The sequence below is a fragment of the Bradyrhizobium agreste genome, assembly GCF_016031625.1.
GTDB lineage: Bacteria > Pseudomonadota > Alphaproteobacteria > Rhizobiales > Xanthobacteraceae > Bradyrhizobium > Bradyrhizobium agreste.
The window spans coordinates 26,496-49,892 of sequence record NZ_JACCHP010000032.1 but is presented as its reverse complement, the minus strand read 5'-3'; the positions used below and the strand labels follow the sequence as shown (position 1 = coordinate 49,892).

General features: G+C 60.4%; 23 protein-coding genes. 17 read left to right on the top strand and 6 right to left on the bottom strand.

The window, feature by feature from the left end; all coding sequences use genetic code 11:
* Window positions 1-313: 313 nt before the first annotated feature.
* Window positions 314-1,027, bottom strand: coding sequence for a hypothetical protein (locus tag HZZ13_RS33445; RefSeq protein ID WP_246504673.1), 714 nt, complete (start codon window positions 1,025-1,027; stop codon window positions 314-316).
* Between the two features lie 489 nt (window positions 1,028-1,516).
* Here HZZ13_RS33445 and HZZ13_RS33440 point away from each other — a divergent pair, with 489 nt between their 5' ends.
* From HZZ13_RS33440 to HZZ13_RS33375, 14 genes are all read left to right on the top strand, one after another.
* Window positions 1,517-1,726 (top strand): hypothetical protein, encoded by a 210-nt coding sequence (locus HZZ13_RS33440; RefSeq protein WP_197963703.1) that lies wholly within the window; start codon window positions 1,517-1,519, stop codon window positions 1,724-1,726.
* Window positions 1,727-1,831: 105 nt separating this feature from the next.
* Entirely contained in the window at window positions 1,832-2,338 is a 507-nt protein-coding gene (locus tag HZZ13_RS33435; protein ID WP_197963702.1) for an A24 family peptidase, read from the top strand.
* 1 nt (window position 2,339) lies between these two features.
* Entirely contained in the window at window positions 2,340-3,308 is a 969-nt protein-coding gene (cpaB, locus tag HZZ13_RS33430; RefSeq protein WP_197963701.1) for a Flp pilus assembly protein CpaB, read from the top strand.
* Window positions 3,308-4,510 carry a CpaE/TadZ family protein gene (locus tag HZZ13_RS33425; RefSeq protein WP_197963700.1) on the top strand — a complete coding sequence of 401 codons (1,203 nt, stop codon included), beginning with the start codon at window positions 3,308-3,310 and terminating at the stop codon, window positions 4,508-4,510. The genes cpaB and HZZ13_RS33425 overlap by 1 nt, the downstream gene beginning before the upstream one ends.
* The gene (locus HZZ13_RS33420) at window positions 4,507-5,868 is read left to right on the top strand and encodes a TadA family conjugal transfer-associated ATPase (protein ID WP_197963699.1); all 1,362 of its coding nucleotides are present in this window, start codon (window positions 4,507-4,509) and stop codon (window positions 5,866-5,868) included. The genes HZZ13_RS33425 and HZZ13_RS33420 overlap by 4 nt, the downstream gene beginning before the upstream one ends.
* Window positions 5,869-5,954: 86 nt before the next feature.
* Window positions 5,955-6,797: a type II secretion system F family protein gene (locus tag HZZ13_RS33415; RefSeq protein WP_246504672.1), complete on the top strand. Its 843-nt coding sequence runs from the start codon at window positions 5,955-5,957 to the stop codon at window positions 6,795-6,797.
* Window positions 6,794-7,702: a type II secretion system F family protein gene (locus HZZ13_RS33410; protein WP_197963697.1), complete on the top strand. Its 909-nt coding sequence runs from the start codon at window positions 6,794-6,796 to the stop codon at window positions 7,700-7,702. Before HZZ13_RS33415 ends, HZZ13_RS33410 begins: the two co-directional genes overlap by 4 nt.
* Window positions 7,703-7,704: 2 nt before the next feature.
* A complete protein-coding gene (locus HZZ13_RS33405; protein WP_197963696.1) occupies window positions 7,705-8,352 on the top strand; it encodes a methyltransferase family protein in 648 nt (215 codons plus the stop codon).
* A 6-nt stretch (window positions 8,353-8,358) separates the two neighbouring features.
* Window positions 8,359-8,877: a hypothetical protein gene (locus HZZ13_RS33400; RefSeq protein ID WP_246504671.1), complete on the top strand. Its 519-nt coding sequence runs from the start codon at window positions 8,359-8,361 to the stop codon at window positions 8,875-8,877.
* A gap of 8 nt (window positions 8,878-8,885) precedes the next feature.
* Window positions 8,886-10,274 carry a pilus assembly protein TadG-related protein gene (locus tag HZZ13_RS33395; RefSeq protein ID WP_197963695.1) on the top strand — a complete coding sequence of 463 codons (1,389 nt, stop codon included), beginning with the start codon at window positions 8,886-8,888 and terminating at the stop codon, window positions 10,272-10,274.
* On the top strand, window positions 10,274-10,690 hold the full coding sequence (locus HZZ13_RS33390) for a TadE family protein (RefSeq protein WP_210349578.1): 417 nt from the start codon (window positions 10,274-10,276) through the stop codon (window positions 10,688-10,690). Before HZZ13_RS33395 ends, HZZ13_RS33390 begins: the two co-directional genes overlap by 1 nt.
* Before the next feature lie 434 nt (window positions 10,691-11,124).
* Window positions 11,125-12,798, top strand: coding sequence for a type II and III secretion system protein family protein (locus HZZ13_RS33385; RefSeq protein WP_197963693.1), 1,674 nt, complete (start codon window positions 11,125-11,127; stop codon window positions 12,796-12,798).
* Between the two features lie 14 nt (window positions 12,799-12,812).
* Window positions 12,813-13,211: a hypothetical protein gene (locus tag HZZ13_RS33380; protein ID WP_197963692.1), complete on the top strand. Its 399-nt coding sequence runs from the start codon at window positions 12,813-12,815 to the stop codon at window positions 13,209-13,211.
* A gap of 148 nt (window positions 13,212-13,359) precedes the next feature.
* On the top strand, window positions 13,360-13,809 hold the full coding sequence (locus HZZ13_RS33375) for a tetratricopeptide repeat protein (RefSeq protein WP_311972878.1): 450 nt from the start codon (window positions 13,360-13,362) through the stop codon (window positions 13,807-13,809).
* Between the two features lie 262 nt (window positions 13,810-14,071).
* On the opposite strand, the gene HZZ13_RS33370 is transcribed toward HZZ13_RS33375, so the two are convergent.
* Entirely contained in the window at window positions 14,072-14,335 is a 264-nt protein-coding gene (locus tag HZZ13_RS33370) for a hypothetical protein (protein WP_197963690.1), read from the bottom strand.
* 610 nt (window positions 14,336-14,945) lie between these two features.
* Here HZZ13_RS33370 and HZZ13_RS33365 point away from each other — a divergent pair.
* Window positions 14,946-15,230, top strand: coding sequence for a hypothetical protein (locus HZZ13_RS33365; protein WP_197963689.1), 285 nt, complete (start codon window positions 14,946-14,948; stop codon window positions 15,228-15,230).
* A gap of 67 nt (window positions 15,231-15,297) precedes the next feature.
* On the opposite strand, the gene HZZ13_RS33360 is transcribed toward HZZ13_RS33365, so the two are convergent.
* Entirely contained in the window at window positions 15,298-16,035 is a 738-nt protein-coding gene (locus HZZ13_RS33360) for a metallophosphoesterase (RefSeq protein ID WP_197963688.1), read from the bottom strand.
* Window positions 16,036-16,649: 614 nt separating this feature from the next.
* On the opposite strand from HZZ13_RS33360, the gene HZZ13_RS33355 reads away from it, so the two are divergent.
* Entirely contained in the window at window positions 16,650-18,080 is a 1,431-nt protein-coding gene (locus HZZ13_RS33355; protein ID WP_197963687.1) for an undecaprenyl-phosphate glucose phosphotransferase, read from the top strand.
* 43 nt (window positions 18,081-18,123) lie between these two features.
* Here the strand turns inward: HZZ13_RS33355 and HZZ13_RS33350 are convergent, their stop codons facing one another.
* The 3 genes from HZZ13_RS33350 to HZZ13_RS33340 all read right to left on the bottom strand — a co-directional run bounded on the left by HZZ13_RS33350 (window position 18,124) and on the right by HZZ13_RS33340 (window position 21,696).
* Window positions 18,124-18,411 (bottom strand): hypothetical protein, encoded by a 288-nt coding sequence (locus tag HZZ13_RS33350; RefSeq protein ID WP_197963686.1) that lies wholly within the window; start codon window positions 18,409-18,411, stop codon window positions 18,124-18,126.
* Window positions 18,412-18,791: 380 nt separating this feature from the next.
* A complete protein-coding gene (locus HZZ13_RS33345) occupies window positions 18,792-20,993 on the bottom strand; it encodes a Wzz/FepE/Etk N-terminal domain-containing protein (RefSeq protein ID WP_197963685.1) in 2,202 nt (733 codons plus the stop codon).
* Window positions 20,994-21,024: 31 nt separating this feature from the next.
* Complete coding sequence (locus tag HZZ13_RS33340) at window positions 21,025-21,696, bottom strand: hypothetical protein (protein ID WP_246504670.1); 672 nt, start codon at window positions 21,694-21,696, stop codon at window positions 21,025-21,027.
* Between the two features lie 488 nt (window positions 21,697-22,184).
* On the opposite strand from HZZ13_RS33340, the gene HZZ13_RS33335 reads away from it, so the two are divergent.
* On the top strand, window positions 22,185-23,396 hold the full coding sequence (locus tag HZZ13_RS33335) for an acyltransferase family protein (RefSeq protein ID WP_311972873.1): 1,212 nt from the start codon (window positions 22,185-22,187) through the stop codon (window positions 23,394-23,396).
* Window position 23,397: the final 1 nt, after the last annotated feature.

Below are 23,397 nucleotides of genomic sequence, written 5' to 3'. Positions count from 1 at the left end.
AATCTCCCGCATTTAAATGTGGATTATACGGCTTGGACTTAACTGACGGCTTGTCTGCTCCGTCATTCCCGATTTGTCTGCCTGCGCCAAATATCGCAATCCGAAGAAAGACCCGCCAAACCTTGATCCGGCGCGATTTGGTCCCTTCGACCGCTGTCGGAGGTTGAGCGAGCATCAAGCGGCAAGGCGATCATGAATACGCGGCCCAGTTTGTGCTATGCGGGCTTCTCTGTCTGGTCCTCAACACGAGGTCTCGACGATACACTTAATGCGGGGGAGGGACGCAACGCAACATTGGCGCCAATGCCGCGGATCACAGGACGCATCCGCACCGAGCCGATTGGGCATAGGCCGAAAGGCGCGGGTCGATCCCGGAATGCGCCGCGCAGAAGCGGTCTATGATTTGGGAGACTTTCTCGCTGTAGTCGCGGTGCCAGTGTCCAAGTCCGTGTAGAGCACTTTCCTGACAGGCGATCGATTTGAGCTGCAGGATACGGTCCATGGTGTGCAGCGCGCAATCGTGGAGCGTTGGCAGGTCGGGGTCGTCAGGAAGAGCCAAGCTCGGAAACGCATCCCACCACATATAGCAAACATTGTTGAGCGCGTTGCTAGCGGCTTCGCTCAGGTGGGACAGGCTAGGGTCGCAACGAGGCTCAAACAATTTCGCAAATAGCGCAGCGACAGACGTGACGCAGCGAACACGGTCTTCGATCGGAACATCGGTGGAACAGAGCCACCGGCTATCGCCGCCGGCATTGGTATTCACAAGATAGGTTAGGCCCTGCGCGATTTGGCTGTCAGCAAATCCTTGTAACGCTGGCTCCGGGTCTTCAAACAGTCGAGTGAGATAAGACACGGCGTCTCCCGCCGGCGGATCCCACCAATCATGCTCGGGATCGAAGTACCACGGTGCTTGCTGAGAGCGAACTTCGCGTCCAAATGCGTGCTCCAGCCAATCGTCAAAGCTGAGGTTTTGAAGGCGCATCGCAAGTGCCCGCGGCTCATACAAAGCAAGTGGATCGGCCAAACGACATCGCGGCCGCGATAAGCCCCCGTCGCTACGAAGGTCGCTGGCTCATGCGGTTTCCCTGCGGCCTGCGGCGGGCACTTTCCCTGCAAAGGTCCCTGTAAGCAGGGAATTGATCGCCGGCGTCTTTTGCATTTTTGGGCGGGCGTTCTTTGAATTTGGATGGGAATAAGATAAAGGCGCATCATTTAATAGCATTGAAACGGAGAGAGGTCGCGTGGTCTGCGGATGCCGCCCGTATTATTCCGGTGAATCTCGATGATTGATGGTTAATTAAGGTAAGTTATTGGAGGAAAATGAATTTAGGGATCGTTGTCGGATCTGGATGGCCGAAGATATCAAAAATTTAAAATCCGAAGCATATTAAATATTGACTAAGGATAATATTTAATAAAGAGTTTACGGGCGGCGTGGGCGCTGGTCGTTCGCAGCCGCTGAAATTTGCCAAGGGTGTCCTGCAAATCCATCTTCGAAAGAAAGGCTTTCCCTATGTTGCGCTATTACATCAAGACCACCGACGCCTTGAAGCGCCTGCGTGCCGACCAGGACGGCGTGGTGTCGTTCGAGTATATCATCGTCGCGGTTTGCATTATCGGCGCAGTGTCGGCCGTGTTCGGCGTGGGAGCTGGCGGTGCGATCGGAACAGCGCTGACAGGCGGCATCACCGCGATCACCACTGCCTTCACTGCGGCGGTTTGATACGACCATCTGACGTCAGAAGGGGGGCATCGGAATGTGTCCCCCTCTCAGATGTTCTCCCTCTACCTTTAGTGTGCCTTCCACCTGTTTGAGGCATGCATTTCCATGAGCTGGGTTTCTTACATCGCCTCGATACTGGAAATCCCGTTGTTGCTGTATGTCGCAACGCTCGATGTCGCGACCCGCTTGATCCGAAATGACGTCTGCCTCTTGCTGGCGCTGCTCGGGATCGCCGGTCAGCTTGCCAGCCCGATGCAACTTGCCGAATCCCTCGTCGCCGCGACGATCCTGTTCGTGCTGCTGTTCGCGCTTTACCAGCGTGGAGGGATTGGCGGCGGCGACGTCAAGTTGCTGGTAGCTTTGGCCATTGGTCTGCCGCTGGCAGGCTTGGTCCAGCTGTTGACGATAACCTCGTTGGCCGGCGGCGTTCTTGCCGTGGTCCATCTGATGATGCGCGTCCTGCCATATCCGAGATTGGCGCCGGTCGGATCGTCGCTCGCACGCCGGGTCTACGCGATCGAGCGTTGGCGCCATGTGCGACATGCACCCTTGCCTTACGGCGTGGCCATAGCGTGCGGCGGTATCTGGACCATCTTGAGCAGAGGATTTTGACATGTCATCCGCGTTGCGCCTCTCAATCATTCTGGTGCTGTTGCTCGCAACCACCGCATTCGGGCTGATCGCCTACAACATGAACCTGCCGAAACAGGTTCCGGTAACGGTTACGGCGCAAGGGCCGGCGCCTCCTTCGACTGTCGGGTATTTCGTCGCGGCACGTCCGCTGTCGAAAGGTACATTGGCCCGCGAAGAAGATTTCGCGGTGCGCTCGGTGTCGCCTGAACGCCTCCCTGCAGGAGCGATCCTGGAAACACCGGACTCGAAGGCCGGACTTCCCGGCTCTCTGATTCGCAAGTTCGTCGACGCTGGCAGTCCCATCACCTTGCAGGACGTATTGCGACCTCGGGATCGTGGCTTCCTGGCCAGCGTCCTGGCACCGGATAGCCGTGCAATCAGCATCAAGGTGGACGAGGAGTCTGGCGTGTCGGGGCTGATCAGGCCGGGTGATCATGTTGATGTCTTGTTGACCCAGGTGTTCGAGAAGGCAGATCCCGCGCGCCGGGCCCTGAGCGAGACCGTTCTGGGTAACGTTCGAGTCATCGCGGTTGACCAGGAAATCATGCAGGGCGGCCGGACCGTAAGCTCGGTCGCCGGCTCGGTGGCCGGCAAGCAAGCGCAGACTGTGTCGTTGGAGCTTGCCCCGGACCAGGTCAAGAAGATCACGGTCGCAAGGCAGCTCGGAACGCTTTCCCTGGCGGTGCGGGCCGCAGTCGAGCAGTGGGATACGGCGGACACTGGCGCCATGTCCAGCTGCGATGTGTCGCCGGAAATCGCCCGCCAAAATGCGATTGCCGGCCGGACTGCAGCGGTCGTCGTTCATTCCGGTGGTCAGATAAAACAATACTCGGTCAGGAAACAGGAATCTGCCGACGGCGACGTTCTGATCAACTGCGACGGGTCGGAAGTTTCCCGCCGCGGGGGGACGATGGTGGTCCAGGCAGGCAAGTTGCTGGAGAAACGTTGATGAGCGTCAACATAGCGGCCATCAGTACGCCTGAAGAAGCGACCTCTATTGTCGCGCGCAATCGAATCGTCTGCTTCGTAAATGACGAGCTGAGTGCTGCGGCTCTGCGCAAGGGCCTCGAAGGCAGCAACATTTCGATCAAGCGGGGCACGATCCGCAATGCCATACGGATGCTCGAAACGGACACCGAATTATTCGCGCTGGTGACGGACATCAGCGGAATCGATGATCCGTTTGCCGAACTGGAGAAGCTGGCCGGCGTCTGTCCACCCGATGTCCGGGTGGCTCTGATCGGTGAAAGCAGGGAGATCACCTTCTACCGTGCGCTTATGGAGCTCGGCTTGACCGAGTACCTGCCGCGGCCGATCACGCGGGACATGGTGCTGGACCAGCTGCGTCCAAAGCTGCTTGGCGATCGTGCGCCGGGGCCGACCGACCGAGGCGGGCATGTGATCTCGATCTGTGGTGCACAGGGCGGTGCCGGCGCAACGAGCATCGCAATCAATCTCGCGCTGCAACTGGCCGAGACCACCAAGGCCAAGGTCGCGCTGCTCGACCTTCATCTTCAAGGCGGCGAAACAGCCGTGATGCTGGGTGTTCAGCCCGGACCAGGCTTGCGCATCGCCCTGGAGAACCCGATGCGCGCGGACACGTTGTTCCTCGAGCGTGCCGCAATTGCAGTCAACGAGCGAGTTAGCCTGATTTCCGCCGATGAGGAGCTGGATGCTCAGCTCGACATCACTGAAGCGGGCGTGAGGCACGTCCTTGGTCTGCTCCGCCAACGATTCAATTACATCGTTGTCGATGTCCCGGTTCCGTTTCCGCCATCCATCCATCCGGTGATCTCTCTTTCCCGGCACGTGCTGGTGCTGCTGGAGGCCGAGGTGACCGGACTTCGCAATGCCCATGCACTGCGGACCGCCGTCACCAACATTGCCGGCAGGGATCGGGTCTTTACCTTGCTGAACCGTGCCAATCGCCCCGGCGGCCTTCCCAGGGCCGCGGTGGTCAAGGCGTTGGGGACAGAGCCTGACATGGTTGTACCCGATCTTGGGAAGGGCATGACCCAGGCGGTCAATCTCGGAATTCCCGCGCTGAAGCACGTATCAGGACTGCGACGCCATCTCGCGCCGATCGTACGGGAGATCACGGGGCTCGGCGCCGAGCAGAAGGGACGGCTGAGGAGGCTGCTGGGGCTATGAGAAAGTTTGGTAGGCGCGACGAGGAAACGCCGGTTCGCTTGCCTGCATCGACGCCAAGCGTGCCTGCATCAACGTCAAGGCGCGACGAGCCTTCGATTGCCCGGCCAGTGATGCCAGCTTCACTGCGCGAACGCGTCATCGAGCAGATTGAGCCATCGGTGGCCGCAACTGTTTCGCGTGACGTCCTTCGGAGGGAGATCGAGGAAATCATCCATGGAATTGCCAATGAGGAACGGCTCGAACTGTCGGGCCGCGAGCAGCTTCAATTGGCAGATGAGATTGCGGACGACATGACCGGCTATGGACCGCTGCGTCCGCTTCTGCTCGATCAGTCAATTAACGACATCATGATCAACGGACCGAGCAACGTTTATGTCGAACGAGCCGGCAAGCTGGAGCGGATCGCGGTGCGCTTCCGCGACAATGATCACATCGCATCGGTGGCCCAGAAAATTGCCGCGCAAGTTGGGCGGCGGATCGACGAATCCAGTCCGATGGTGGATTGCCGCTTGCCCGATGGCAGCCGCGTCAACATCATCTTCCCGCCGCTGGCGATCCATAGCCCCTGCATCTCGATCCGAAAATTTCCGAGCCGCCGTCTGGATATCGCCGCAATGGTCGAAAACGGTTCAATGACCGCGGCCATCGGCCAATTGCTGGAGATCGCCGCCCGGTGTCGGCTCAATATTCTGGTCTCCGGCGGCACCGGGTCCGGCAAGACGACGCTGCTCAACGCCATGAGCCAGTTCATCGATCATAGCGAACGGGTCGTTACCATCGAGGATGCGGCAGAGTTGCAGCTTCAGCAGCCGCACGTGATCAGCCTGGAGACCCGGCCTCCCAGTCTCGAAGGCACGGGGCAGGTGACACAGCGCGATCTCTTGTGGAATGCCCTGCGCATGCGCCCCGACCGGATCGTCGTGGGCGAGGTGCGCGGCGCTGAAGCGTTCGACATGCTGCAGGCGATGAACACCGGCCATGATGGTTCGATCTCCACGGTCCATGCCAATAGCGCCCGCGATGCCCTGACCCGCATCGAGAACATGGTGCAGATGGGGCAGGTGAATCTGCCGTCCCGAGCCATTCGAACCCAGATCGTCGCTGCGCTGGATCTCATCGTGCAAGTCGAACGCATGCGCGATGGGCAACGTCGCATTATCCAGATCAGCGAGGTGATGGGGCTGGAATCGGATGTGATCACCACCAATGACATCGCAACCTTCGAATACCAGGAGGAGGATGAGCATGGGCGGATCTCGGGCACCTACAGGGCCAGCCTTGCAGTCCCGAAATTCAAAAGCCGTCTTGTCTATTTCGGGCTTGATCGCGCCTGGGCCGAGGCAGTGAGGCAGATATGATACCAGAGTTCGTGATCGTCGCTGTTCTGGTGCTTGCGATGTGTGCAGCCGTCAGCTCCTTGTGGCTCGACGGTCGGGAGCGACGCATGGACCGCCGGCTGGCGGTCGCTCTACCGGCCTCCCATCCGGCCAACCTACCATCGATTCGCCGGGCGGAGACCGGATCCCGGCATCTGCTTCTCCATCGTTTGGCCAATTACAGGCCCGAGATGGTTCACGCCTGGCATCCGGCGTATGTGCTGCTTGCTGCCGTCATCACGGTAGCAGCGATCTTCTGCTCTAATCGCCTGCTGGGATTTTCCATTTTCTACGTGTCTGTCGCGGCTGCAATTGCCGCCATAGTGGTCGTGCGAGGTCTGTTTGGTTGGCAACAACGTCGCTTCGCCAGTCAACTGTTCCGACAATTGCCTGACGCCATTCAGCTGGTGACGAGTACGGTTCGATCGGGTCTGCCCGTGCACGAAGCATTTCGCACCATCGCGCGCGAGATGCCGCAGCCAACTTCCGGGCAGTTTGCAATCGTATGCAGCGAAGTGAATCTGGGAAGACCTCCGGAGGAAGCCGTCGAAGCCGTCTATCGGCGAACGCACGTGGCAGAGTATGCGATGTTTGCGGTGACACTTGCAGTCCAGTTGAAGTCCGGCGGCAGCTTGGCCGAGACCTTGCAGACGCTGGGCGACACAGTGAGTCAGCGTGTTGCTCTCGCAGCCCGCGCCAAGGCGCTCGCGGGAGAAGTGATTTTTTCCTCGCGGGCACTCACGATCTCGCCCTTGATTGCCGGAGCATTGCTATACGCGGCCAATCCGCAGAATGTCGATCTGCTGTTCTCTGATCCGACTGGAAACAAGCTTCTGGCTTACGCGATAGTCTCGGTGCTCGTCGGGCATCTGGTGATAAGTTGGATGGTCAGGCGGGAAACAGAACTATGACTTTTGGTCTCAGTCTGGTGGCCCTCGCAGTCGCAGCTGGGACTGCGGCCTGCATGTTGATTATCCGCGAACTACACATCCGTGCATTGGACACGCGGGTGTCAAACGCGGTGATGGGTATCCCTTACCGGTCAGCCCCCTTCAAAGACCTGACCGGTTTGTTTTCATGGCTGGGCACGCGGTATCGGCGCTTTTACGCCGAGGAGAATCTGGAGGAGCTCCGAACGATCCTCCACTCATCCGGTTTCAATCATCATAGAACCTTGCCGATCTGGATCGGCATCAAGGTCGTCAGCATGGTCGCGCTGCCGGTCATTGCGCTGCTGCTGGCGCAAGTTTCGGGAAGGGGACCTGCCGACGTGCTGGTCTTCGCGCTGATGGGTGTGGCGATCGGAATCTTGGGTCCGCGATTGGCTCTGTCGGTGATGAAGCGGCGCTTTGATGCTGCCATTCGGCTGGGCACGCCGGATATGATCGATTTGCTGATCGTATGCAGCGAGGCGGGAATGGGCCTGGAAAGCGGGCTGGGGCGTGTCGCCGAAGAAATGAAGTCGACCAATCCTGCCATGGCCTGGGTGCTGCACCGTCTTCTTGATGATCTCCGGATACTGCCAAGTCGCGTCGAAGCATTCGAGAACTTGGCGGCCACTTCGGATGGTCTCCGCCGGTTCGGCACGATGATCAGCCAGAGCCTGCAATACGGAACGCCGTTGGGCCAGGCGCTACGCAGTATCGCGCTCGACCTGCGGCGGGAACGTATCACCAAGCTGGAAGAAAGGGCGCACAAGTTGGGCGCCAAGCTGACCATTCCGATGGTGCTGTTCCTGCTCCCAGCCATGTTCGTCATCATGGGAGGAAGTCCCGTTCTGCACCTCGTGCGTTCGTTCGCCAGCTTCGGAAAGTAGCCATGAGCACAATTGCCCTCACTAAGAGCGGATCTTACGACCGGATCATGCGGTTGCTCGGCAGCTTGTGGTTCTTGTTGCTGGCTCTTTGCGTCGCCGTCAGAATCGGGGCGTCGCTGACCGATCCATGGCCCTCGCTCCTGTCGAGCTTTTGCCTTGGCATCTTCTACATGCTCCTGGCGCTGTTGATCATGACACGCTCACCGGCAAAGGCGCATGCAGACGGCCCGCTTCCAAGAATAGCTGCCTTCGTCGGCAGCTATCTGCCATGGACGATCAGCTTCCTCGGCAAAACCGACGACACGCTGCCCAACCTGGCATCGACGGCCTGCGTGCTGGTCGGCACGATCATGATGCTTGTCACCATCCGACATCTGGGTCGATCGTTCAGCCTAGTGCCGCAGGCGCGCTCGGTGGTCCAGACCGGTCCGTATCGATGGATCAAGCACCCGCTCTATGTCGCGGAAGAAATCGTGGTGCTCGGCGTCGTGCTGCAATACCTGACACCGGTTACGCTGATCGTACTGGTCCTGCATATAGGCATTCAGGTCTGCCGAATCCTTTACGAGGAAGACCTGCTTCGGCGCAATTGTCCTGAGTATTCGAGTTACGAAGCATCACGTTGGCGAGTGATTCCTTACGTTTGGTGAGCGGCTATGCGTGGCCGGATTGTGGTGGACTTGGTTCAAATCGCTGCGGCTCGGCTGCCGCGATCGCACGTGGCAAGTCCCCGTCGAGGCAGGCGCGCGTCTCGTAGAGGGTCCTTCATCGCCGATCAGCGCGGCGCCGTCGCGTTCGAGACGGTTATCGTCTACATTTTCTTGGTGGCGAGCCTGCTGATGCCGCTCGCCGACGTCGCTGCCGCGGGCTTCCGGTTCATCTCCGCGTGGTCGGCGCTGCGCTCTTTCGGGCAATACATCCAATACAAAAATCCGCCCGACCCGGCGAACCCGGGGACCTGGGTGTCGACGCTGCAGACGACAGTCGCTGGGTATACCATCGGCAACATCCAGGTCATGTGCGGAAGCACTGTCTGCAACTCCGGCAATCTCGGTGCGACTCCCAAATACTTTACGTTTTCGACAACTGTCACTTTGGCGCCGATTGTGTTGACGTCGGTGCTGTGCCCCAACAGCTGTACGTACACGCTGCCTTACTCTGAACGCTTCCAGTAGGTGCTTCCATGCGTAGTCTGCTCCGTTCCAAACGAGGCTCGGCCGCATTCGCGACTGTGATCGCCCTGGTGCCGCTCATCGGCGTGGTCGCACTCGGGGCCGAGGCCGGATCATGGTACGTCACCAGGCAGCACGCGCAGAATGCCGCCGATGCAGCGGCCTATTCGGGTGCCTTGCGACTCGCATGCGGGAATGCTGGTGTGCTCTGCGATACATCAGTGGATTATCACGCCAAGGAATTCGCGGCACAGAACGGGTTCTGCAACCTCGGCGATACGGCCTATCCGGGCACCAACTGTGCGACCAGCCTTCCAACAGGAATCTCGCGGGCCGTGCAGATCGATATCGGCAGCTACAGTGCGGGTGCGTTCACAACGCCGCCCGCAGGAGGCGGCGGTAACGCCGTTCGCGCCCGCGTCAGTCAGCAACAGCCGGCCTACTTGTCGGCAGTGCTGGGTTTGACGACCGTGAATATCCCCGCCCAAGCCATCGCTCTGGTCGAACTACCGAGCAAGGTGTGCGCCTTGGCGCTTGGACCTGATCCGAACGGCGGCGGAGGGGCGCTCAAAATTGCCGGTAACGTCAGCAACAACGGCACGGGTTGCCCGATAATGTCGGACGCCAGTGTTCAATTTGCCAGCACTGCCACGTTCACCGGTTCGGGATGGGCTGTTCTTGGTGCAACCGGCTGTAGTCCAACGAGCACCTGCGCCAATCCCGGCGTCACGCACAACTATTTCATGCCGTACGCCAACAATCCGCTCAGCAAATTGGACAGTGAATCGTTCAACAGCAGGACTGGCCCATCAACAAAACCATGCGGTAGTGGCAATGTTACCAATGGTAATACATGTTCGCTGAGCGGGAACAGCGCTAGCGGGGTGTACAGCAGTCTGAAGGTGAACGCCGGAGGCACCGTAGATTTTGCCCCCGGAACGTACTTTTTCTACAATGCAACGATAACTTTTGCCGGAACGGTCACCTGCACCGCCTGCACGCCCTGGCCGACCGCTTCACCATCGGGCACAGGTAAAGGTGTAACCCTCGTACTACTCGGGGATTCCAGCCTTTCCATCGCAGCCGGCGCTGTAGTTGAGCTGTCCGCGCCTTACACCAACCCTTTCTCTTCTGATCTGAACGGCGTTCTGATTGATGATCAGGCACCAAGCAAGAGCAGCAACAAAGTCGACATCAACGGTGGTACCGTTAAACTGGGTGGTGCGATGTATTTCCCGAAGGTCGATGTTACGTGGAACGGATCGACTAGCAGTTCCAATACGACCTGTTCACAAGTGATCGCCAAAACACTCACCATGGGCGGTGGCGGCTTCCTGAGCACGGATGGATGTAATCCGGTCACCGTCCCCTACACCCAAGTTGTCCGCTTGGTGCAGTGATGAGAAAGCTCGATCAGCGGGGCATGGCATCGTTCGAATTCATCCTCGCCTTCGTGCCTCTTTTTATGTTGATTTTCGCCATCTTCGATCTCGGACGGTATGCGATTACGATGCAGTCCTTGCGGACGCTCGCGAGCGCCGGGGCCCGAGCGGTCATGATCAACTGCTACACGCCTGCCTTGCTTCAAAGCCCGCCTCAGTCGCCGTCAAGCTGCGCGGGCGATCCCATGTCCACGACCGCTAAGCAGAACGCGGCGCCGTTCCTGTATCGCGGCGGTCTCACGCCGACGTTGAACGTGGCATCCAGCGGCAGCAATTTGACCGTGACCGCTTCTCAAGCCGGCTTCACCATGCTGATGCCGATATGGGGCACGGCACTCAATGCGCCGAGCGCGTCAACGCAAATTCCCTTTTAGCGCAAAATATGGCAGCGTACCTTACCCATCTTGGCCTCGGGTCGGCGCTCGAGCTGGACAGTCGCCTCGGAATGGAACCGCGCCAAAGCGATCTGAGCCTGGCCAAGTGCCGTTTGAAGACTGCGAGCCGACGCCGTTCGATCGTGAGCGACGACGGAATCTCGCGCAAACGTGGCTGTGCTGCAGCAGTTCTGCAGAGAGAAATGATGCGCGCCGGCAACATTGGAAAGTTTTCTTTGCGACTTGAGGCTGTGCGGTAAGCGTCTCTTCTTGCAAGCAGGCAGCATCAAGGACGATGATCTTGGAAACGCGAAGTAACGAATTGTAGTCGGACAGCTTGTAAGCTCTGGGACGTGGTGCGCAGAGGGCAACTGTTGGGGATATCGAGCACGTAGATTTGCGGGGATGCCGCGGATCGCAGCGGGGGGACTCGAATGGGTGGCGGTCGCATTTCGGGTAAGGTAGGGGGGCTTCTGGCCTTCAGCGTGATGGGTCTTGGCGCGGCGCTCGCCTCCTTTGCGTCCGCTGACCGCGCGACGGCTGCAGACCGGCGGGGCTCCTCCGGCGGCGTCTTCGTCAGCGAAATGAACGACGTCCAGCGAGTCAAGGTGGTCGTCAACAAGTCACGCACCTTCAAGGTCGATACGGCTTTCGCAACTATCGTGGCCGGCTCGCCTGACATTGTGGACGTGAAGTCGCTCAGCGATCACCTGATCTACGTCCAGGGCAAGCAGACCGGCACCACCAATGTCATCCTGCTCGACTCCTCGATGAAGCAGATCGGCATCCTCGACGTCGAGGTCGTGATCGATACCGGCAATCTCCAGCAGAACATCCGCAGCAGCACTGGCGGGCACGGAATCCGCGTCTCGGCTTCGGAGGGCCAGGTGGTGCTCAGCGGAACGGCCGCCGATGCCGTTACGGCCGAGCGGGCCATGGCGATCGCCACCAGCACAGTCGCGAAGGGGGGCACTGTCGTCAACGCGATGAGTGTCGCGGCGCCGCAGCAGGTGATGCTGGAGGTGCGCTTTCTCGAGGTCACCCGGGATGCCGGCCGCAACCTCGGTGTCAATCTGTATGCGGCGAATGCTAATGGCACCAATGTGGGGAATACCGGTCTTGGTTCAACCACGGCCATCGGGCGGGCACCCATCGGCGGCGTCAATGGTCTCACTAGGGTACCTACCACCGGCACCACTAGCGCTCTTAGTCCCAGCAGCACTCCTGTTGGCGCCAATCCTGCTGGCAGTCTTCCGATACTCGGAACAGTGGGGACTCTTCTTGGCACCGCGGGTGGTGTGGCTCCCATCCCGTTCGGAAGCTTGTTGACCAGCATCGTCCGAACCAGCAATGGCGGTTCGGTGGACTTGTTGATCTCGGCGCTGGAAACCAAAGGATTGGCCCGCCGGCTGGCGGAGCCAAACTTGACCACGCTCTCCGGCGATGCCGCCCGCTTCCTGGCTGGCGGTGAGTTTCCAGTGCCGATACCGAACACAACGGCGAACGGCTTTCCCACCATCACCATCGACTACAAGAAGTTCGGTGTCGAACTAGCCTTTGTCCCTACCGTGCTCTCGCGGGGCGTGATCAACCTTCGGGTGGAGCCGTCGGTCAGCGAGCTTGATTTCGCCAATGCGGTGACGATTCAGGGCACGACCGTTCCGGCATTGACCCGCCGCGATGCGCGCACGACGGTGGAATTGCGCGACGGCCAGAGCTTTGCAATCGCCGGCCTGTTGCAAACCCGCAACCGTCAGGACGTTTCGCAATTGCCCTGGATCGGCTCGGTGCCCGTGCTGGGAGCCTTGTTCAGCAGCAAGTCGTACCAGCAGGAGGAAACCGATCTCGTCATCATCGTGACGCCGCGCCTGGTGGCACCGGCCGCACCCGGTCAGCAACTGGCGTCGCCGCTCGACTCCCGCCTTCCAGCCAACGACGTCGATTTCTTTCTCAATGGCCAGATGGAAGTGCGCAAGCGTTACAACGACTACGTCAACTCCGGAGGCGACGTTAAAGGACCCTATGGGCACATCATCGCTCCCGAGGTGACGGCGACCATCCCGGCACCGGCCGCTGCGAACCAGCCGGTCGTAAAAACGCTCAACTGAGAAGGAAGCGGGAGATGACCATCAGGTATCTGGCTCTGTTCGCGCCGCTCCTGCTCGGGGGATGTTACGGGGTCGCCGGTCATGACGAGGTGGACCGGTACTTCCAGCGTTCCGACACCATCACGATGAGTGCCGGCAATGCCAAAGAGGTCAACGCGGTCACCCACACCATCCATCCGTGGCCGCGAAACGTCGGTGATCGCAGGATCGCGTACGACGCCCGGCGCGTGGGCGCCGCCGTGACACGCTATGGCAACACGAAACAGCCGGTGGATCAGCTTCCCGACGTTGGCGATGCGACGAAACAAATGGGCGTGCGGACTGCCCCAACCCAGAACGTCAACATAGAAGGATTGGGGGCTGGATCGACTGCTGGAGTATCAGTGCCGGTTGGTGGCGCGGTGAATAGGTAACTGGTTTTGTTTTTACGGACGGTGCAGTGAGTCTGCTGGGCCGCGCGGGGGACTAAGGTTTATGCGGCGTCTCATTCTAATGCTGACCTGTTGCTGGTTGGGGATCGGCCTTGCGGGGTGTGACCAAACGCTGAGGGAGGCTGCCGTCGTGGCTCCCGTCGAGCCGCCGGGCGGGGACCCCGTGCAGGAGCCGACGGACGTCAAATACTATCCCTCGGATGAGCCGGTACGGCTGGGCTTGGAGCATTTTAACCGCGGCAATTACGGGATTGCCCAACGCTACTTCAAGGACGCCGTGGAGAAGTCGCCCAAGGACGTGACCGCTTGGGTCGGGTTGGCTGCGAGTTATGATCGGATACGTCGGTTTGATCTGGCGGACCAGGCCTATGCCCAAGCGATCCGGCTCGGCGGCGAAACTGTGCAAGTCCTGAATGACCAGGGATATTCGTACATGCTGCGCGGCAATCTGAGCGCGGCGCGGCGAAAGTTTGAGAAGGCCTATTCGCTCGACCCAGGCAACCCGGTTATCGCCAATAACCTCGAGCTTCTCAATGGCAGCCGGCGCTTCATTGAAAGGCCGCCAAATAATCAGCCGTAAGAAGAACCGATCCTGGATCGGTCGAAAGCCGTCGAGATCGGAGAGCCGTAGCTGACAGTTTAATGTATCGTCGGTGACGTGGCGGCCGCATTCGAGGCCGCTCTTCTTCGCCTTGTTTCGGGGGCGCATGGTCGCAGCGCGACCAGATCAACCCATCGGCGCTGCGCCGCTAGCGGGATGGACAAACGAAAACCGCCGCCAGCTTTTGCCCATATGGCGGCGGTTCACGATTGAGCGAAGCTCGGCTCTCGGCCGACCGCTCCTACCGCACGTACCAATATCCCCACCAGCGCTGGGACACCGGCCGCGCCTGCGCCTTCATGGCCGCGACTTCCTCCACGGAGCGCAGCTGCGGGCCATAGATCGCGGGCGGGTAGACGTCGTCCCAGAACACAAGTCCGCCCTGGACGGCGGCCGCGCGGTGTGACGGAGCAAGTGCGAGCTCGGCGGCCGGCGCCATGGATGTCGCCAGAGTGAGGCCGAGAGCAGACAGGGCAATGGATGAAGCAACGGCGCGGACGTTCATTGGATTGAATCCCTCATGAAATGCGACGTGCGATAATGCGATGGGTTCCGGATGGTTGCAAGGGCACGGGCTGGCCGGTTGACGCCAAATTTCCGTTGCGGGGGCGCACGGTCTCGCCCACGCGCATCGGCCTGACCGCGACGGGGCCTGGATGCATAGCTGCGAGAACGTCTCTTAGATATGTGGTTGCCATATATAGAGTGCTCGAAGATCACCACCGGCCGAGACGAGATCAGGCGTTGGCAGATTTGCCGCGCGCGGCATGCATGGAAGCGACGAACCTTGAACAATTTTTCGGCGCCGCTGAATCCTCGAGAACCATGATGTCGACACACTGCTCGCTCTTGATAGGAGACGCACGATCCAGGACGCTCCCATGACTTCTACGTTTGTCTCCGCTTCCATTTTCGGCGCTGGCCTCATTCTCGGATACGCGCTGCGCGCGTGGCGCGTCGAACGAAGAACCGTGAACTCATCCAGCGGCGCCTCGCGCCGTTCGTCGCGGCCCGCTCCGACCTCGACGTTCGGCCATGCCCGGCGAGCCTTTTAGGCATCGTCCCATTCGCTCTCGGCATCCGGCTTCACACTGAACCCGATGGGACATGAAGACATGAGTGAGCCCAAGAACGATGCGCCGCGACGCTATATCGTGGACGGCGCCGGGCACCGTGTGCTCGTTGGTCTGACGATCTCGGAAACGATCGAGTTCGAAGCGCTGGACAAGCCGGACACCCGTCCCGGCGCCGAGCTGCTCGGGGAGGCGGCGCGCGTCCGCCAGGCCAGGCATGGCGAGCGTTGGGTAGAACTCTACGTCAAGCACGAGCGAGCCTGGAGTGACTGGATGGCCCAGACGCGTGCGCGGCCGGCGCAGTCGCCGCTGCCGTCGCTCAACTAGAAGCCGCGGGGCGTCCACTTCCTCCTTGAGGCCGTCTCGCGCGTCGGCGGCAAGAGGCTGAAACTCATTACACCGCGAGCATGCGGCTGCCCTGGATGCTCATCAGGGTGAGGTTGCCGGTCGCATAGGCCCCGGTGTCGATATTGGCCCGGTTGGCCAGCAATTCGGCGCTGCGAACCGGCGTATGACCATGGACGATATATTTGTCGAACTGCTCCTCGCTCCGCAGGAATTCCTCGCGAATCCAGAGCAGATCGCGCTCGGTCTGCTCGGCCAACGGCACGCCCGGGCGAACGCCGGCGTGGACGAAAAAGAAGTCTCCGCAACTGAAGCTCAGCCGCAGATTGTCGATGAATTCCAGATGCTCGGTCGGCATCGCGCGAATCAGATCGCGCAGGATCGATGCCGGCTCGTCGCGCCTGAGATCGGGCGGAGCAAGCCCGTAGGACATCAATGTCTGGGTCCCGCCGAAGGCGATCCAGTCCTCGAACAGTGAAGGATCTTCGAACACACTTACCAGAAAGGCCTCGTGGTTGCCCTTGAGGAAGACCGCATTCCCCCGGCGGCTGCGCTCGACCAGGATGTCGAGGGTGGAACGCGTATCCGGGCCGCGATCGATGTAATCGCCCATGAAGACTTCGATCGCATAGCGCGGCCGGCTGCGCGCGACGTCCGCGTCGATCACCCGCAGCATGGGCTCGAGCAAATGCGCGCAGCCGTGAATATCCGAGATCGCGTAAATGCGGACGCCATCCGGCAATTGCGGTTTGGGAGGCGACGGGTGGGATCGCGCAAGAGATTTCATGGCGCTCATCGATCGGGTGGGCGGAAAAATATCCCCAAGTCACCGGCACCGGAGAGCGTCCATCCAACGCAAACAACGCGAGTTCCGTGGGGCCGCAGCTCGTTGTCAGTCCCGATCACGCCAAAAGAAGGGCACGGCATTTTTTGCCGAGTTGTTTTTGATGGCGTCAGGAACGAGCTGGGTGCGCAGGAATTGCATCGCTGATTCGAAGCGTGCGGCAAGTCTGCATGACTCGTCGCAGATTCTCGTATACATCCGCAGATAGAAATTCCTGGAAATTCACGTGAGTGATCCGATGTTGCGTTCGTCGGCAGCAAAGCAGCGCCTCAAAGTTGAGCGAAGAGCAGTTCTTGCAGCGATAGCGTCGCCTCGGATGCGGAACTTGATTCAAAATAGGGCAGTCCGTTCGCTCATATGTCAGCACTGTGACGACATTTTCAGCGCGTCGAATTTCGCCGTGCATCTCAACGCGACGCATCGTCCGTGCGCCGCAAAAGTTTCGCGTGCAGCGCCACAATGTCGCTGCGATCGATCAACACTTTCCGCGCGGGGGATTGACGAGTCTTCAGCATCACGATGAGCGTCAGGCACTCTCTCGATACGCAGAGGTTCGAATGGCTGTTGCAACTTATGGTTCTGAAAGCGCTCATGCGCTGTCATCTGCGCGCGGCAGTGCGCTTCAGAGGCCGTTTCAGGTCGTCGTCATCGCTGCCGACTTTCTGTTGATCCTGCTGAGTTACGCGGCGGGGGCTTCGCTGTATGGTGTGGCGGTCGCTTCGCCGCCCGACGGTGCATCGGTGGGAGCCGGATTGTTTGTCGGCGTGGTGTTCGTCGGGATCGCCTATTTCCGGGACGTCTATTCCACGCATCGGCTGCTCAATCTGGTTTGGCAGCTTCGAATGGCGGCGTTTATCTGGCTGACGTCGCTCACGATCCTCGCCGTTGCGGCCTTCCTGCTGAAATCGACGGACAATCTGTCGCGCGGCACCGTCATCGTCTTCGCCGTGATCGGCGGGCTCGGCTTGACCAGCCTGCGCTTCGCCTGGCAGGCCGTGTTCGGCACGAGCTTTGCGAGAAGCCGCCTGGTCGATCGCAAGGTGATCCTGCTCAGCCTCAAGCCGCTCGACTTCACCTCGAGCCGCTTCAAGGATTTGCGCAGGAACGGCTTCGACGTCATGCGCCATTTCGTGCTCGGAGACGACCGGGATGATGGCCAATGGGAGCGGCAGATTCGCGACGTCATCCGTCAGTCGCGCTCGGCCGATGTCGATGAATATCTGCTCGCGATCGACTGGAATGAATTGCCGATGTTGCGCAAGCTCGGGCCGTATTTGCGCGCCGTCCCGCAGCCCATTCGTCTGCTGCCTGACGATCCGGTTGCCGACCTGGTGACCCGTCCCTTCCTGCCGGTCAGCGGAACTGTCGCGGTCGAGATCCAGCGGCCGCCGCTGACCATTCTCGAGCGGCTGCAGAAGCGCTGTCTCGACGTCGGGGTCGCTCTGTTCGCGCTCGTGCTGCTGACGCCGCTGCTGCTGACCGTAGCCGTGCTGATCAAGCTGGATTCCCCGGGAAGCGTCATATTCCGGCAGTCGCGCCGCGGCTTCAACGGCAAGCCGTTCGAGATCTGGAAGTTTCGGACCATGACGGTCTGCGAGAATGGCGAGACGGTGACCCAGGCGACCAAGAAGGATGCGCGGGTCACCAAGATCGGCCGCTTCCTGCGCATGACCAGCATCGACGAACTGCCGCAGCTCTGGAACGTGCTGCGTGGAGACATGTCGCTGGTGGGACCGCGTCCGCACGCGCTCGCCCATGACAATTACTACGACGAACTCATCAGCAAGTATGTCTACCGCCATCACATGAAGCCGGGCCTGACGGGCTGGGCTCAGGTGAACGGATTCAGGGGCGAGACGCCCACGATCGATCTGATGGAAAAGCGGGTCGAGTACGACGTCTGGTACGTCAGCAATTGGAGCATCTGGCTCGACCTGAAGATCATGGCCCGCACAGCGTCCGCAGTGATGTTCCAGGAAGCCTATTAGGCGCTCGATATCTCAATCGCCTGGGACCTCCGGCCCAGGGGCCTCAGGATCCATTTTGCGGCGGCCTGCGGAAGAGCCGCATGATCGCATCGCGCAGCGCGAGCAGCGGCGGCACGAGCACGAAGAAGGCTCCCATCGCGACGGAGACGATGATGTGGCGGATCGAGAAGGGCTCGTCCTGCTCGATCTGGCGCCGGCTCGGGTCGATGGGCGCGGGTGAGAGCGTCGTCGCCATGGGCTGGCGGAGCGGCTTGCGTGGAGGGACCACGATCAACACGAATAGAATGTTGAGCAGAACCCAAATAGTCAAAATCGTCAGGACGATCAGCATCCGAGCCTACCGGAAACGAACTGCGAGTATGAGCCGAGACTAGCCTCGGGGAACCGAGAAAGAAAGATGCCTAAAGTTTCGGCGCTTTCAGGCGTCAAGCTCGGATTGTCTCATCTTATCGACGGATGATTGTCCCTCGGCGCACTGTCCCGGCGACCACCGTATCCGTCAATCCTAGCTTTTGGCTAGAGCAATAACTGCAAGTTGTGGATTCCGGACGAATACGGACTCGCGAGCAGTTCCGCGCGCCTCGCAGGCTCCGGACCGTGCGCGAGGGCTGTGCCATTCAAGCGTCCGCCAAGTACGAAGAAGGCCCGCCGCCAATTGGCAGCGGGCCTGAGCTCATTCCAGCTGTTGGTGGGGCGGCGCCTCGCCTCCGCCTAGGCGTGCTCGACGTAATAGCTGTTGTGGTGCTTGCCCTTGTAGGCCTCGATGCGCTTGAGCATCTTCGGATTGGCACGGTTGAGCACGGCACCGAGCAGCTTCTTCTGGAGGATCTCCGACCCGGAAACCGACTCCTGAAGCGCGCTTCGCGTCGTCTGCCCCCATTCGATGACGTAGACCATGGCGTCGATCAGCAGGCTGACGGCCTTGGAGTCCGCCACCGGCATTACCGGGGCGAGATCGATCACGATGTACTCGTAGTGCTCCCTCAGCACCTTGAGCAGCTCGGCCATCGCCTTCGACCCGACGACGTCGGCCGAATTCACCATGCGCGATGCCACGACGGAGGGCAGGAAATCCAGTCCCGTCTCCTTGCTCCGCTGCACGTGGTAGCCGAGGCTCGCGGGGTCGTTGAGCGCTTCGACAAGCCCGCTCTTGGCGTTCGGCGCGAGCTCCCGCGTCAGCGAACGCGTGTGCAGGTCGCCGTCGATCAGAACCGTGCGGTGGCCCGTGAGCGCGATCAATTGCGCAAAATTCGCGGCGACGGTCGTCTTTCCCTCCTTGGGAAGGGAAGAGACGATGCCGATCACCTTGATCTCGCGGGTGAGGCGCGCAACGTCGATCGACACCTTGATGTTGCGCAACGTCTCGGCGAACCGCGAGAACGGATGGTCGACGACGTAGCGGGATACGTCGGATGCGCCGGTCTTCGAGGCCGGACTGATATCCGGCAGGACGCCGAGGCACTTCACGCCGAGCTCGTCCTCGACCTCGCCAGGGGTCCGCAGCACGTCGCTCAGCAGCTCGCGCGCAAAGGCGACGCCGAAGCCGAGACAGAGACCGCCGACGAGGCCTCCCACCAGCGCCAGGACCGTCCGCGGCGAGCTCTTGCGGTCCGGCTTGGTGGCGGTGCTGATCAGCCGAGCCTCGCTGAGCGGAAAACTCTGGTTCTGCGTCGCGCTCTGCAGCTTCTCAAGGAAGTTGTTGTAGAGGTTGCGGTAGGTGTCCGCGGCGCTTTCGAGGTCGCGCAGCTTGACTGCGGCCTGGCCGGTATCGCCGGCCTGGGCGACCAGCTCCTTCACGTTCTTCTCGAGAGAGGCTTCCCGGCTCTTGGCGATCTCATAATCGCTGCGATAGGCGTCTCCGATCCGATGCAGCTCGTCGGCCATGTTCTTGCGCAACTCCTCCATCTTGTTGGCGAGATTGACCGCCGCAAGATGGGACTTGCCATAGCGTCTCGACCAATCAGCATATTGGGCCTGGAGATCGAGATATTGGGCGCGAAGGCGGGTGATGACCGAGTTGTTGAGAGCGTCCGTCACGGTTGATTGCGCGACATCCTGGTCGGAGATCGCGGTAATCCGGTCGAGCCGGGCCTTGGCCTCGGCGGTCGCCGCCCGCGCCTGAACCAGCTGCGTGTTCAGGTCCGACAATTGCTGCTCGGACATCAGGCCGCGGCTGGTTCCGACGATGTTGTGCTCGGCCTTGAAGGTCTGCACGGCGCGGTCGCTGGCCGACGCCTGCTCGCTCAGCTCGAGGCTGCGCTGCTGAAGCCATTCGGTGGCCCGCTTGGTGGATTGATATTTGGCCTCGAGAGCGCCGACCAGATAGGCATTGGCGATGGCGTTGGCGATCTTGGCGGCCTTGTCGGGACTCCGTGAGCGATAATTCAGCGACAAGACGTAGGTGGTCAGCACGCGCTCGGTTCTCAGGTTCTTCTGAACCTGCTCGACCACCGCATGTTCGATTCGTTCCTGGTTCGGCGGTTCACCGGAGCCGAACAGCGACGTCACCTTGCCGACGATCAGGGAGAGGAGGCCTGGATTGGAGCCATTGAACTCCGGATCCTCTGTCAGCTTCAGGCGACGGACGACGGACAGGATCAGGTCGTCCGAGTTGATGATTTCGACCTGGCTGTCGACATAACCTGTGTCGATCAGGGCGCTGCTGGTGTTGCTCTCCTTGTCCAGCACCTGCGCCTGACGCGTGTCCATCATGATGCGGGCGTTCGCCGTATACATGGGTTGCGCCGTGACCAGATACAGGATCACCAGGGCCAGAGAAGCTCCGACACATGCCGCGATGATCGGCCACTGGCGGCGGAGCACGTCGGCCACACGCTCGAAGCTGAGGACTGCCCCGCCAAATTCGATGCCGAATCGGTGTCCCGACTGGAAATGTTCTCTAGGCTGGTACATGTGCTAATTCGCTGCCTTTGATGATCATCGATCAATTCGGAAGGGGAACGGGCTTGAAAGGGTTGGCCAGCTTCGTCTTCCACTCGCCGTCGAGCAGGGCGCCGCCTCGGGGCGGCTGTGGCGGACCCTTGATTTGCGATTGCGCCTGGACGCCGGAATTGTCTTCGCCCGCGGCGGCATAACCGGACTGCACGTTGAGATCGCCGATCCGCTGAGCGAAATCCCTGATCTTCCGCGCGGCATCCGGCTTCGTCGTCGTGCACCGCCCCTCGGCGATCCGCAATGCGGCGCCGATGGCCGAACGATCGCTCGAAGCCGATGCCGAAATAAGCGTTTGAACCGACGGCAGCAAAGATGGATTGGTCGCGATGAGAGTCGCGAGCCGATAGCGCAACTTTTCCTTGTCATTGCGCAGCCGCTCCAGCAGCGAGGAGGGCGACTTTACGAAAGTGTCGAGTTCCAGTTGCGAGGCACGGTCCGAAAATTCGACGCACTGAGCGCGACAAGCACCGGCGCTCGAGACGATCAGCGCAGCACCTATCGAGACAGTCGGTAGCCATCGCGGTTGTGCATGGCGACGTGTTAGTCCGCGGCCCATCCGTGTTCCTTGCTTCTGTTGCAACAGGAGAACAGGCGAAACTTGGCAGGTAACTGTGTCATCTTTTTGTGCGGCGCAAAAGCTGAGCGCGATCGTCGACGACAAACAACGTTTGCTCGATTTCGCGTCGGTTGCAGAAGCACGATTTACAATGCCTGCGGGATCGGCATGTTGCGCTCACGAATGTTGCAGCTTGAAAACATATCGGGCACTCGCAGACCGCCACGTCGCAAAACCGACACAAGTCGCGATCCTCTTCTATTGTTCCCCCGCACAGAAAGAAATTTTGACTGCGGCATCCATCCGCAGACAGATCAATGTTCGCCGGCCTTCATCGCACCAGCGCCGAATTTCGCGCACACTTTCCACGCAAATACTCGCAATCATCTCGGCTGATGAAAGTTGCGCCCGAAGCACGCGGCGCCTCAAACAAAAAGTGGCGTGAAGTTGGCGCTCGCATGTCCGAATGATCTGCGAGCGTTGAAACTATCGTCGGTCGTCATGCATCGCGTGCGAGTCCGTGGATCGCGAAGATTGAACATGCCCGAGACCTGATACACACTGCTGCGGTGCAATAGCTATGGAATGTTGATGTGACGGAGTTGGTTCATCGTGAGAAGGCGCATGTCCTGCCGCTCGACAGCATCCGGGGGATCGCCGCGACGTCGGTGGTGATTCACCACCTCCTGCTGATGCCGACATTCCTCGCGGCGTTTCCGCACAATGCCTGGATCAATTGCTCGTTCTTCAGAAGCGCTTGGCTGCTGGTCGACTTGTTCTTTGTTCTCAGCGGGATCGTCATGTCGCTCAGCTACGTCGAGAGCGACTTCGGACGCTTCTCGCTGCGCGAATTCATGGTGCGGCGCTTGGCGCGGGTCTATCCGCTGCATATCGTCATGCTGGTCGCCAATCTGTTGTTTCGCCTCCTGCGCATCAGCCTGGTCATGGCAGGCGTCGTCGTGGCCGCACCGGCGGCCTTCGAGGTGAACAACGCCTATTCGTTCGTGCTCAACGTCTTTCTGCTGCACTCGATGGGCTTCATCGACTATCTCAGCTGGAATGCGCCGAGCTGGAGTATCAGCGTCGAGTTCTACACATATCTGGTGTTTGGCCTGATCGTCCTGTTTGCCCAGCGCATGCGCTCCCTGCTGTGGTTCTATGTTCTCTGCGGCCTGCTCGCGGTGGCAAGTCTCGTCGTCATCATCTTCGTGCTCGACAAGAGAAGTCTCGGGCTGCAGACCGATTTCGGTATCCTGCGCTGCTTCGTGAGCTTCTTTCTCGGCGTGCTGACGGTGCGGATCGTGGACCGTCTGCCCGCCAAGCCGGGCCCCGCCGTCCAGGGTCTGGTGCAGCTCGTCGCCATGATCGCCAGCGTTGTCCTGGTGAGCCTGGCGGAGACCAATCCCGCGGCGACCTTCCTTGCGCCGGTGACGTTTGCGATCTTCCTCGGCAGCCTGCTCGCATTTCCCGATGCGATGCTGGTGCCGCGGATGCTGGTGGCGGGGCCGCTGGTCTGGCTCGGACGCCGCTCCTATTCGATCTACATGGTGCACGCGCTCGTGGTGCTGCTGGCCGAGTATTTCGTGCGGGCGCTCGGGGCCGGGCGGATCGCCGCTCTCGATTCGGTCTGGGCGGGCCTGCCGGCCACGCTGAACCTCGTGGTCTCGCTCGCCGCCGTGCTCGTGGTTTCGCACTTCACCTATCGCTACGTCGAGCTTCCCGGCGGCCGGTGGATGCGGAACGCTCTGGGCAGCCGGACCGACTTCTCCGCTTCTCCGGCGCCATCGGCGCGGCCGACGAACTGAG